The organism is Burkholderia sp. BCC0405 (assembly GCF_902833075.1).
Classification (GTDB): Bacteria; Pseudomonadota; Gammaproteobacteria; order Burkholderiales; family Burkholderiaceae; genus Burkholderia.
Map to the genome: position 1 here is coordinate 71,752 of NZ_CADFEO010000022.1, position 11,955 is coordinate 83,706.

12 protein-coding genes are annotated in these 11,955 nt (G+C 68.1%); 6 read left to right on the plus strand and 6 right to left on the minus strand.

Annotation, left to right across the window (positions count from 1 at the left end):
* Positions 1-34: 34 nt before the first annotated feature.
* Positions 35-973, minus strand: coding sequence for a LysR substrate-binding domain-containing protein (locus HWX36_RS29440; RefSeq protein WP_175957276.1), 939 nt, complete (start codon positions 971-973; stop codon positions 35-37).
* A 230-nt stretch (positions 974-1,203) separates the two neighbouring features.
* Between HWX36_RS29440 and HWX36_RS29445 the strand changes: the two genes are divergently transcribed.
* Complete coding sequence (locus HWX36_RS29445) at positions 1,204-2,097, plus strand: LysR substrate-binding domain-containing protein (RefSeq protein WP_175957141.1); 894 nt, start codon at positions 1,204-1,206, stop codon at positions 2,095-2,097.
* A gap of 116 nt (positions 2,098-2,213) precedes the next feature.
* Here HWX36_RS29445 and HWX36_RS29450 read toward each other — a convergent pair whose 3' ends face one another.
* The 4 genes from HWX36_RS29450 to fae all read right to left on the minus strand — a co-directional run bounded on the left by HWX36_RS29450 (position 2,214) and on the right by fae (position 6,812).
* Positions 2,214-3,548, minus strand: coding sequence for an MFS transporter (locus HWX36_RS29450; protein WP_244136562.1), 1,335 nt, complete (start codon positions 3,546-3,548; stop codon positions 2,214-2,216).
* 167 nt (positions 3,549-3,715) lie between these two features.
* On the minus strand, positions 3,716-5,167 hold the full coding sequence (locus HWX36_RS29455; protein WP_175957145.1) for an NAD-dependent succinate-semialdehyde dehydrogenase: 1,452 nt from the start codon (positions 5,165-5,167) through the stop codon (positions 3,716-3,718).
* Positions 5,168-5,223: 56 nt separating this feature from the next.
* On the minus strand, positions 5,224-6,246 hold the full coding sequence (locus tag HWX36_RS29460) for an aldo/keto reductase (RefSeq protein WP_175957146.1): 1,023 nt from the start codon (positions 6,244-6,246) through the stop codon (positions 5,224-5,226).
* A gap of 41 nt (positions 6,247-6,287) precedes the next feature.
* Complete coding sequence (gene fae / locus HWX36_RS29465; protein WP_011356415.1) at positions 6,288-6,812, minus strand: formaldehyde-activating enzyme; 525 nt, start codon at positions 6,810-6,812, stop codon at positions 6,288-6,290.
* 325 nt (positions 6,813-7,137) lie between these two features.
* Between fae and HWX36_RS29470 the strand changes: the two genes are divergently transcribed.
* The 3 genes from HWX36_RS29470 to HWX36_RS29480 all read left to right on the plus strand — a co-directional run bounded on the left by HWX36_RS29470 (position 7,138) and on the right by HWX36_RS29480 (position 9,342).
* Positions 7,138-8,058 carry a LysR substrate-binding domain-containing protein gene (locus tag HWX36_RS29470; protein WP_175957149.1) on the plus strand — a complete coding sequence of 307 codons (921 nt, stop codon included), beginning with the start codon at positions 7,138-7,140 and terminating at the stop codon, positions 8,056-8,058.
* Between the two features lie 224 nt (positions 8,059-8,282).
* Entirely contained in the window at positions 8,283-8,633 is a 351-nt protein-coding gene (locus HWX36_RS29475) for a hypothetical protein (RefSeq protein WP_175957151.1), read from the plus strand.
* A 148-nt stretch (positions 8,634-8,781) separates the two neighbouring features.
* Positions 8,782-9,342: a hypothetical protein gene (locus tag HWX36_RS29480; RefSeq protein ID WP_175957153.1), complete on the plus strand. Its 561-nt coding sequence runs from the start codon at positions 8,782-8,784 to the stop codon at positions 9,340-9,342.
* Here HWX36_RS29480 and HWX36_RS29485 read toward each other — a convergent pair whose 3' ends face one another.
* On the minus strand, positions 9,343-10,218 hold the full coding sequence (locus HWX36_RS29485; protein ID WP_059605089.1) for a LysR family transcriptional regulator: 876 nt from the start codon (positions 10,216-10,218) through the stop codon (positions 9,343-9,345).
* A gap of 161 nt (positions 10,219-10,379) precedes the next feature.
* Between HWX36_RS29485 and HWX36_RS29490 the strand changes: the two genes are divergently transcribed.
* Positions 10,380-11,699 carry a DUF3422 domain-containing protein gene (locus HWX36_RS29490; protein ID WP_175957155.1) on the plus strand — a complete coding sequence of 440 codons (1,320 nt, stop codon included), beginning with the start codon at positions 10,380-10,382 and terminating at the stop codon, positions 11,697-11,699.
* A 52-nt stretch (positions 11,700-11,751) separates the two neighbouring features.
* Positions 11,752-11,955, plus strand: a complete 204-nt coding sequence (locus HWX36_RS29495; protein ID WP_175957157.1) for a hypothetical protein — start codon at positions 11,752-11,754, stop codon at positions 11,953-11,955.

Consider the following 11,955-nt stretch of genomic DNA (forward strand, 5'->3'; position numbering starts at 1 on the left):
GGTAATTTATTCAACGAATTTCCAACTCGCAACACTACGCCAGCGGCACTTGCGGAAGCGGCGACGACGGTTCGAGATGGCGTTTCGCGAGCCACACTTCCTGCTGCAGCCAGTCGCGGAACTGGACGATGTGCGGCAGGTTCGTCTGCTCGGGCCGCGTGACGAACCAGTACGACTGGTGGCCGTCGACATGCACGTTGAGCACCTGCATCAGTTGCCCGGTCGCGAGTTCGCGCGCGACCATGTGGCGGTCGGCGATCGTGATGCCGAGACCGTCGATCGCCGCACGGATCGCGTGGTCGAGCAGGTCGAATTCGTAGCCGCCGCGTGTGTCGACGTCCGTGATGCCGGCGGCTTTCAGCCAGTGCTGCCAGGTCAGGTAGCGCTGGTCGTCGGTGGCGAGCACGTGCAGCAGCGTGAAGCGGTTCAGGTCGATCGGCGCGCCGTCCTGTCGCAGCCGCGCATACAGCGCGGGCGCGCAGACGGCGATATGCTGTTCCTGCATCAGCAGTGCGTTGTCGAAGCCGTCCCATTCGCCGTCGCCGAACCGGATCGCGCAGTCGAGCACGCGCGATTCGCCGAGGCTGTCGTGAATGCGGGTCGTGAGGCTCAGCTCGAATTCGGGATGCGCGTCGCGCAGCCGGCCGAGGCGCGGCACCAGCCAGCGCGCGGCGAAGGTGGGCGGCACGTTCGCGCGCAGACGGTTCAGGTGGGTTTTTTCCTGCAGGCTGCGCACGGTCAGCTCGATCTTGTCGAACGATTGCTGCAGTGCGCGCAGCAGCACGCGGCCGGCCGCGGTCAGTTCGAGCTGGTGATGGCGGCGCTCGAGGAGGGTTTCGCCGAGCTGGCCCTCGAGCTGGCGGACCTGGCGGCTCACCGCGCTCTGCGTCACGTTGAGCAACTCGGCCGCGCGGGTGAAGCTGCCGGTGCGGCCGGCCATCTCGAAGGCTTTCAGCGCATTCAGCGCCGGCATCTTGCGTCTCACGGGCGGTGTGGTGTTTGGTGCGGGATGCTTATTGTAGGCGGACGGCCGCGGGCGCGGGGACGATGAATGGCGGCGACGGAGCGCGCGGGCCCAGGAGGCTTCGACGGCGCGGCGGCTGGCGCGCCGGGGTGCGACACTGCCGCTCTCGGGATGGCCGGCGGCGCCTGCCGGCAACAACACGAACGATACAAACGATACAAACGAAAGGGACACACATCATGCGACGCCTGCCATCGTTGATCGCATTGCGATTTTTCGAGGAGACCGCGCGTCACCTGAGCTTCAACCGCGCGGCGGTTTCGCTGTGCGTGACGCAGGGGGCGGTGAGCCGGCAGATCCGGCTGCTCGAGGAAGCGCTGGGCGCGCGGCTGTTCGAGCGCGATCACAAGGGCGTGCGCCTGACCGATGCGGGCCAGCGGCTGCTGCCGTTCATCGGGCAGGCGTTCGACACGATCGAACGTGGCGTCGGCGAAATCGCCGCCACGCGGCCGGGCGCCAAGCGGCGGCTGACGGTGTCGCTGCCGCCCACGTTCGCGACGCAGTGGTTTTCGCCGCGGCTCGGCACCCTCGCGGAGGCGCTGCCCGACGTCGAGCTGTCGATCCGCACGGAGCCGGCCGACGATTGCCATTGCCACATCCGCTTCGGGCGCACGGCGCGCGCCGGGATGCAGTCGGAACTGCTGATGATGGAGCGGCATGCGCTCGTCGGCGCGCCGCGCTATCGCGGCGATGCGCTCGATGTGCTGCTCGGCCGGTTGCCGTCGCTGCATGTGCTGCACGAAGGCAAGCGCCTGACGCTGTGGGCCGACTGGTGCGAGCAGGCGGGCGTGCCGCTGACGCGGATCGGCGACGGCATCGAGTTTTCCACGCTCGAACAGGCGATTCGTGCGGCTCGCAAGGGCGCGGGGCTCGCGGTGGTCGATCTCAACATGATCGAGGAGGAGATCGGCGAGGGCAGCCTCGTGCGGCTGTCGCCGGTGCAGCCGATCGGGCCGTTCGGCTATTGGCTCGATGTCGAGCCGGAGAGTGTCGCGGTCGAACCGGTGGTCGCGTTTGCTGCGTGGTTGCGGGAGCAGGCGGGGGCGGCGGCGAGGGCGGCGGGGCGCGGCTGATTTTGCCGTCGGAACACGCTCGTGCGCGTCGTCGCAGCGGCGCATCGGCACGGCGTCGATGCGAACGCCTTGATCGAGCGCGATGAAGCAGGCGGGCACGCAACCCGCCGCCACCGTCAATGCCCCGACGCCTGCTCCAGCGTCAGGTGCTTCGTCTCCGGCGCCCATGCGATCGACACGATCATCCCCGCCAGCAGCACGCCCGCGAGCGCGAACATCGTCGCGTGAAAGCCGAGCGTCGCGATGCTGGCCGGCAGCAGGAACGTGCCGATCGCCGAACCGAGCCGGCTGCACGCGATCGCGAGCCCCACGCCGCTCGCGCGCACGTCGGTCGGGAAGCACTCGGGCGGGAACACGCCGACGAGATTGCTGAACGCCGACATCGTCAGCGTGAAGATCGCGAACGCGACGATCATCGCCATGGCCGCCGACGACGGCAGCACCGCGAGCGCGACGAGCGATGCGCATGTCACCGCGAACGAGCCGATCAGGAAGCCGCGCCGCGACAGCCGGATCGTCAGCCAGATGCCGAGCAGCGCGCCCAGCACGAGGAAGCCGTTCAGCAGCAGGTCCGCGCCGAAGCCTTCGGCGAGGCCGATCGTCTTCAGGATCGTCGGCAGGAACGTGTAGATCGCGAAATACGGAATCACGAGGCACACGAAGAACGCGCAGTTGAAAATCGTGCGGCGGATCAGGTCACGCTGGAACAGCCGCGCGAAGCCGCCATGCGCATGCGGCTCGGTCGAGCCGTCGAGCATCACGTGCGGCCCGAAATGCTTCGCGACGATTGCGCGCGCTTCCTGCGCGCGGCCTTTGCCGAGCAGCCAGCGCGGCGATTCGGGCGTGCCGATCCGCAGCACCAGCACGACCAGCGCGGGCAACGCCGCCGACGCGAGCAGCCAGCGCCAGGCGTCGGGCGTGACGTCGCTGTACGCGAGACCGAGCACGTTCGCGGCGACATAGCCGATCGTCCAGATCACGCTGAACGAGCCGAGCAGCGCACCGCGATGCTTGCGCGGCGAGAATTCGGCGAGGATGGCGTGGCCGACCGTGAAATCGCCGCCCATCCCGAAGCCGATCAGCACGCGCAGCAAACACAGTTCGAGCGGCGACGTGACGAAGAACTGCGCGAACGCGGCCGCGGTGATGATCACGAAGCTCGTCAGGAAGATCTTCTGCCGGCCCATCCGGTCGGACAGCCAGCCGAACACGAGACTGCCGAAGAAGATGCCGATCAGCGCCGAGCTGCCGATCATCCCCATCCAGAACGCGTCGATCGGCATCTGCTTGCCGAGCGCGGCGAGCGCGTAGCCGATCGTGCCGAGCGTGTAGCCCTCGGTGAAATGCGCGCCGAACGTCAGGCCGGCGATCTTCACGTGAAAGCGGTTGAGCGGCACGTCGTCGAGCGCGACGGGGCGGTGCGGCGCCTCGGCGCCGCGCGACAGCGGCAATGCGCGCGCCGTGCCGGATTGAACGTTGGCTTGAGTCAAGCTGCCTCCTGGATTGTGGGTGTGCGTGCAGCGGCGCGCGGCGGCGGAACGCCGTCGAGCATGCCGTGCGAGGCGCCGCGCGGCCGGGCGGCGCGCGGCGCGGGTCGGCCGCGGGGAGCGGCCGGTGGTCAGCGGCCGAGGCCGGCCATCAGCGTGTACTTGAGTTCCACGTATTCGTCGAGGCCGTACTTCGAGCCTTCGCGGCCGAGCCCCGATTGCTTGACGCCGCCGAACGGTGCGACCTCGGTCGAGATGATCCCGTCGTTGACGCCGACCATCCCGCTTTCCAGCGCACCCGATACGCGCCACGCCCGGCCGAGGTCGCGCGTGTAGAAGTACGCGGACAGCCCGAATGGCGTGTCGTTGGCCGCGGCCACGGCTTGCGCCTCGGTCGCGAAGTGGAAGCAGGCGGCGACGGGCCCGAAGGTTTCCTCTTCGGCGATCAGCATGTCGGCCGTCATGCCGGTGAGCACGGTCGGCTCGTAGAACGTGCCGCCGAGCGCGTGACGCTTGCCGCCGGTGAGCGCGTGCGCGCCCTTCGCGACGGCATCGGCCACGTGCCGCTCGACCTTGCCGAGCGCCGCGTCGTTGATCAGCGGCCCCTGGTCGACTTCACCCGCAAGCGCGTTGCCGACGCGCAGCGTGCGCACCGCGTCGGCGAGCTTGCGCGTGAACGCGTCGTACACGCCGTCCTGCACGAGAAAGCGGTTCACGCACACGCAGGTCTGGCCCGTGTTGCGGAACTTCGATGCGATCGCGCCCTCGACCGCCGCATCGAGATCGGCATCGTCGAACACGATGAACGGCGCATTGCCGCCGAGTTCGAGCGACAGCTTCTTCAGCGTGTCGGCCGACTGCTTCGCGAGCAGCTTGCCGACCCGCGTCGAGCCCGTGAACGACAGCTTGCGCACGACGGACGAACTCGTCAGCGTCTCGCCGATCGCAACCGCATCGCCCGACACGACGTTGAACACGCCGGCCGGCACGCCCGCGCGCTCGGCGAGCACCGCGAGTGCGAACGCCGACAGCGGCGTTTCCTCGGACGGCTTCAGCACCATCGTGCAGCCGGCCGCGAGCGCGGGGCCGGCCTTGCGCGTGATCATCGCGAGCGGGAAATTCCACGGCGTGATCGCCGCGACGACGCCGACCGGCTCGCGCGTGACGACGATCTGCGAATTCGGCTTCGGGCTCGGGATCACGTCGCCGTACATGCGCTTCGCTTCTTCCGCGAACCATTCGAGAAAGCTCGCCGCATACGCGACTTCGCCACGCGCTTCCGCGAGCGGCTTGCCTTGCTCGCGCGTCAGCAGCTCGGCGAGCGCATCGCGGTGTTCGAGCATCAGCTCGCCCCAGCGCTTCACGCGGGCGCCGCGTTCCTTCGCGGTCAGTGCGCGCCACGCGGGAAACGCGTGCGCGGCGGCGTCGATCGCGCGTTGGGTGTCGTCGGCGCCGCCTTTCGCGACCTTCGCGATCGTCTCGCCGGTCGCGGGGTTCAACACCGGATAGGTCGCATCGCTCGCGCCATGCGGTTCATGCCATTCGCCGCCGATGAAATGGCCGGTCCTCAGAAATGCGTTCATTGTGTGTCGTTCCTTCAGTGCCTCGGAGCCTCTCGGTACCGCAGTCCTTCAAACTTTCAGTCCGTCGCGAAGCTGCCCTGCGCCGGACGCGAGGTGCGCGCGATGCGCTTGCCGGCCGTGTAGTCGTTGATCAGGTCGCACGGCGTGTAGTTGCGTTCCAGCTCGTGCAGCTCTTCGTCGGTGAGTTGCGTTTCGAGCGCACCGAGCGCGCTGTCGAACTGCGCGACGGAATCCGCGCCGACCAGCATGCTCGCGATGCCGGGGCGGCCCAGCACCCATGCCTGCGCGATCTGCGCGGGCGGCACGCCGCGGCGCTTCGCGACCTTCGCGACCGATTCCGCGATCGCGAGCGACGATGCGTCGCCGTACATCTGCGCGGTGAAGAAGTCGGTCTGGTTGCGCGTCGATTGCGGCTCGCAGGTGAGCAGGCCGCGCGCGAGCGGGCTGAACACCGATACGCCGACGCCCTGGTCGATGCAGTACGGCACCATCTCGCGCTCTTCCTCGCGATACGCGAGGTTCAGCTGCAGCTGCATGTTGATCGGCTTGTCCCAGCCGTTTCGTTCGCAGGCCTGCATGATCTTCGCGAACTGCCACGTGTACATCGTCGACACGCCGATATATCGCGCCTTGCCCGCGCGCACGATGTCGTGCAGCGTGCTCATCGTTTCCTCGACGGGCGTGTTCACGTCGAAGAAGTGCAGCATGAAGATGTCGACGTAATCCATCCCGAGGCGCTTCAACGACCCGTCGATGCCGTCGAGCACGTGCTTGCGCGAATGGCCGCCCGCGTTCGGATAGCTGCCCATGTCGTAGCCGACCTTGGTCGTCACGACCAGCTCCTCGCGGCGCGCGTTGCGCTTCAGGATGCGGCCGACCACTTCCTCGCCGACGCCGGTCGAATAGAAATCCGCGAGATCGATGAAGTTGACGCCGGCGTCGAGTGCGCGGCGCACGATCGGCTCGCTCTGCGCTTCGTCGAAGATCCAGGGCTTCCATTCGGGGGTGCCCATGTTCATCGTGCCGAGACACAGGCGGGACACCTTCAGGCCGGACTGGCCGAGGCGGACGTATTCCATGTTTCCTCCAGGTGCGGCCTTGTATCGGCCGCTTGTCGTCGTCAGTTTTTCTTCGGGGTGTAGAACGGGTTCGACACGTCGCGCGCGGCGGCGAACACCGCGTCGCGATGCGGCAGCCCTTCCATCGCCGCGACGATCGCGTTGCGGCACGCGCGGTAGTTGTTCTCGAACACGGCGTCGAGATCGTCGGTCTGCGGGTTCACCCAGTTCGCGGACACGACGACCCAGTCGTTCTCCGCTTCGGGCGGCAGCGTGCCGTTCTCGAGCGCTTCGGCCACGGCCTTCGCGATGCCGGCCTGCGATGCGCCCCACGTGGCATTGCCGTGGAAGTCGCTGGCGATCTGCGCCTTGTTCACGTACAGCGTGAGCGGCTTGGTCGGCACGCCCGGCTGCGCGATCACGACGAACGGCGCATGGCCGGCCGACGGCGTGGCGAGTGCGGTGGCGAACGCCTGGCCCGCCGGGCCGTTGCGCGGGCCGACCAGCACGTTGATGTGCGCGAGGTTGACGCCGGGGCCTTCGAAGCCTTCGCCGATGTAAAGCTGCCTGGGTTGGGATGCGGTCATTGCGGTGTCTCGTCGATGAGGTGGGTGTGAGGCGATTGTGGTGGGCCGTGGCGCGGCCGGTGAATCGATGTTTTCTGATCGGGCTATGAGTTTTCGTCGTCTCCGGGAAAGTCCTGATCCCGGCGCGCGAATGCCCGCCGGGCGGGCCTCGGCCGTTGTCGTGACGGCGGGCGGGGCGGGATCGGCGGGTGGGCAATCGCGTACCGGCTCCGGGTTTGTCATACCCGGGCAGGGGTTGGAGGGCCGAGCGCATCTGGACAACAATCGGCGTACTCCGAGCCCTATCTTTCGTCTTCCCTTTTTTTTTCGAAAGCGAGTAATTCCGATGGCTGCCATTCAAAGGCCCGATTGGTCGAAGCTCAGTTCGCTCGATCCGGAGCTGATCCGGGCATTCGTCGCCGTGGTCGAGAGCGGCGGTTTCACCGCGGCGGCCCGGCAACTGCATCGCACGCAATCGACGATCAGCCTGCGCATCCGCACGCTCGAGGAGCGGCTCGACACGCACCTGTTCATGCGCAACAGCCGGCGGCTCGAGCTGTCGCGCGACGGCGAGAATTTCCTGATTCATGCACGCCGGATCATCCAGGTGCAGAACGACGCGATCCTCGCGCTGAAGCAGGCGAGCAGCGACCGCGGCGTCGTGCGCTTCGGGCTGCCCGAGGACTATGCGGAGCTGTGGTTGCCCGACCTGCTGAAGTCGTTCTATGCGACGCGGCCGGGCGCGCGTTTTCATGTGCATTGCCGCACGTCGCTCGAACTGCTCGAACGGCTGCAGGCCGGCGAGCTCGACGTCGCGCTCGTCGTGCGGCATGGGCCGAACGCGAGCGGGCGGCTGCTCGGCCGACACGACGTCGTGTGGGCGGCGCACCGCGATTTCGCGCTGGACCCGCAGGCGTCGGTGCCGCTCGCGCTGTTTCCGGAGACGTGCTGCTACCGGCAGCGCGGGCTGCAGGCGCTCGCGACGGCCGAGCGGCCGTATCACGTCGTCTATACGAGCCAGAGCCCGACCGGCATCAAGATCGCGGTGAACCACGGCGCGGCCGTGACGATGATCGACCGCTGCACGCTGCCCGAGAACTGGCGCGTGCTCGACGAGACGGACGGGCTGCCGCCGCTGCCGGCGGCCGATCTCGAACTGCATCGCTCGCCGGGCATCTGCGACCCGCTGACCGACGATCTGGTGTCGATGATCGAATCGATGGTCGACGAGCGGCGGCGTGCGTCGCTCGACGCGTTCGCCGCGTAACGGAACGACCGCGGGGCCGCACGCCGCGCGGGCGAGGTTGGGGCAAGCTGCGGCGCGAGATCGCCGCGCGTGCGTGACGACCGCACGGACAGCTTCCGGCCGGTATCGTGTTGTGTCCCCGATGGCGTTTTTTGCATCGGCGGCGCGTTTTTTTGCACGACGTTTATGCCGTCTCTTCTAAGCTGGGGAGGTGTCGAACAGCCGAGACGGCTTCCGTCCGCTCCATGACCTTCATTCATCCCGTTCCCGCCTTCGATGTCGCCGGCCGCCAGTTGCGCGCCGGCGCACGCAACAACGTCATTCCGTTCCCGCCGCCGCGCCCGCGCCTGCAGTTGCCCGTCACGCTGACGGCCGACTCCGGCGAACGCGCGCACGCCCTGCTCGCGGCGCTGCTGCATTCCCCGCTCGGCGTCCATGTCGTCAGCGCGCGTGCCGTGCGCGACGTGGTTCACGTGCACTTCGACATCGCACCGGAAGACCTGGATTTCACGCTGCGCACGCTGATCGCGCAGCAGGCCGATGCGGTGATCGGGCCGGTCGCGCGCCGTTTGCGCGTCGGGCCGAAGGCGCGGTGAAGCGAGGAACGGTTGTTGCTCGTTCCTGAATGGTTTGTCCGATCCGCCGCCCGATCGCCGGTTGCCGGCCGCCGTGCTGCCCGCCCGCAGGCGGCACGGCGGCGAGCGCCATCGCGTGCGCGGCGCCGATCCTGAATATGGAGGGGTCATGGACCTCATGGAAGCAGTGCCTGTCGCGCGGCCGGCGAGCCGTCGCGTACGGACGGCGTCGCTGCCGTCGGGCCAGCAACTCGCGCGTCAGCTCGTGACGACGGTGCGCGTGGCCGAAGTGCTGCTGCATCAGGCGATCGTCGTGCCCGACGGGCATCAGTGGTCGGTCGACACCGAGCGGGTCGACGCGGCCGGCGGGCCGCTCGCGGCGTGGGAAACCTGCGTGACCTGGCGGATCGGCAAGGTGTTCGCCGCGACGGTGAGCCCGGCCGCGCGCGTCAACGATCGCGACCAGGTCGCCGTCGAGATCCGGCTCTGCCTGCCCGAGCAGGACTACGTGGCCGGGCGGCGCGTGAGCACCTTCGGCCGCTGCCACGGCAACCGCTTCGGCGCGACGCTGTCGGTCGCGTCGGGTGCGCAGTGGGGCTGGCAACGCAAGGAGCACATCGCACCGGAACACGCGCAGCTGCGCGGCGATACGCTCGAGGCGCTCGTCGATGCGGTGGCCGCGAACGTCAACGCGGCGCTGGCCGCGGCGGGATTCGGCGCGACGCGCTGATCACGCGTCGGCGGTTTGCCCGGTCTGCCGCTGCAGGTCTTCCATCAACTGCTCCGCGAGAAAGTCGCACGGCGGCCGCTTCGATTTGGTGCTGCGCGCGAGGATCAGTTCGAGCGGCGGCAGGTCGGGCAGCCCGTGCGAGCGGCCGAGCATCGACAGTTGCGCGGGAATCGCGCAGCGCGCGAGCGGCGCGACCGCGAGGCCGGCCTCGACCATGCTGAGCAGTCCGAGCAGGCTCGGGCTTTCATAGGAGGTGCGGTACGGCACCTTGGCGCGCTCCAGGCTGCGGATCGCGTTCTCGCGCGCGACGCTGCCCGGCATGAACACCGCGATCGGCAGCGGCCGTTCTTCCCACACGCGCGGCCCGTTCGTCATCGCGGCCCACGCCATCGGCTCGTGGCGGATGAAGTCGCCGGTCAGCCCCTTGATGCGCGTGCCGCACACGAGATCGACGGTGCCCTCCTTGATCAGCGGCGCGAGCGCGCTGCTCGGCAGCCCCATCACCTGGATCTCGACCTTCGGGTAGGTCGCCGAGAATTTCTTCAGGACCGACGGCAGCAGCGACGACGCGTAGTCGTCCGGCACGCCGATCACGACCTTGCCGGTCACTTCCGGCCGCACCACGGCCGCCCACGCCTCATCGCGCAGCGCCAGCATTCGTCTGGCGAATCCCAGCAGCACCTCGCCTTCGCGTGTCAGCACGATGCTGCGCGGCTTGCGCACGAACAGCGGCCGGCCGATCGCGTCTTCCAGGCTCTTGATCTGCATGCTCACGGCCGACTGCGAGCGGTTCACGGCCTCGGCGGCGCGGGTCATGTTGCCGGTTTCCGCGACGGCGACGACGGTGGCCAGCACGTCGTGATCGAGCATCTTCATGGGTATCAGGAAAACTGAACGTAACGATCAGCATTATGCGTTTTTATTGTTGCTGTGTGTCTGCCATAGTGCGATCACGCTGACGTTTCATCCGAAAGGGGCGCGGCGTTCGGGCCGGTCGATCCGGCGTGCAGCACTGAACAGGAAAGCGTGGTGTCTCGATGATGGACCATCCGTTGCGCGCCGCACTGGCCGCGGAATTGCATGCCCGGCCGTTCCTGCGGCTCGCCGAAGCCGTGTCGCTCACGCATTACGCGATCTACGCGGACGGCCAGCCCGACATCCACGAAACGCTGCTGCACGCACTGTGCCGCGATACCGGCATCGCCGCGCCGCACGAAGGCGCGACGCACTACGCGGTGCAGTCGCCGAGCGGCTGGCACCTGAAGTGGGAACGCCATACCGAGTTCTCGACCTTCACGTTCGTCGCGCCGCGCCGCGACACCGGCTATTTCGACGATCTCGCGATCGAAGGCATTCCGGCTGCGTGGTTCGCGCGGCTCGCCGGCATCCGCTTCGTCGCGGTGCGCATGGAACTGCTGACGGGCGACGCCGCGCGGCTCGTGTGCGGCGACCTGCGCCGCTGGATCGACGGCCCCGCGCTCGTCGGCAGCAACGTGCTCGGCGGCGGCAAGGTGTACTGCGACTGGCACGTGCGCGCCGACGGCTTCATGCGCTTTCTCGTGGTCGACGAGGATTTTCGCGAGGAGCAGGGCGGCCGCCTGCTGCAGCGCCTGCATGAAATCGAAACCTACCGGATGATGGCGCTGCTGGCGCTGCCCGTCGCGCGCCGGATGAGCCGCGAGCTCGACGAGATCCACGCGGCGCTGCACGCGTTGATGCAGCGGATGGACGCGAGCGGCGCGGACGGCGACGACACGGCGCTGCTCGTCAAGCTCACGCATCTCGCGGTGCGGGTCGAATCGCTGGCGGGATCGGGCGCACGTTTCAGCGCGTCGCGTGCGTACGAGAAGCTCGTGCTGGCACGCATCCACGAGCTGCGCGAGGAGCGCATCGAAGGGATGCCGACGATCGCCGAATTCATGGAACGCCGCTTCGCGCCGGCGATGGAAACCTGCCGCAGCGTATGGGCGCGCCACGAGCAGATCGCCGCGCGGATCGCGCGGGCGGTCGACCTGCTGCGCACGCGCGTGAATCTTGCCCAGGAAAAGGACGTGACGCGCCTGCTGGCGGGCATGGAGCGCACCGCGCGCAATCAGCTTCACTTGCAGCACGCGGTCGAAGGGCTGTCGGTGGCGGCCATTTCGTACTACGTGCTGTCGCTCGCGACGGCGGCGTTCAAGGCGCTGCACGTGATGAACCTGCCGGTCGATCCCGAGCTCGCGGAAGGCCTGCTGATCGCGCCGGTCGTGTTCGCGGTGATCCACATTACGCGGCGCACGCGCGCGCAGCTGGCGCGATCGGAGGCGGCGCACGACGGCACGCCGGTGCGGGCGGCGGCATTGAAGCAAGTTGGTTAGAACTTCGAAAACATAAACAGGTAAAACAGGTAAAACAGGTAAAGGAGTGGAGATGACTTTTTCGCAGAAGCAGCCGGGCTTTTACAGCGGTTTCGATGCCGCGTTCGACGAACCGGCACCGGATGAGCCGGGCGCGCCGGAAGCGCCGCGCGTGACGTCGTATCAGGCGGTGCTGCAGGAGCCGATGACGTCGCTCGTCGGGAATACGATCGACCGGCCGGACGTCGCGGCGGTGGCGATCCTCGGGTACAACTGA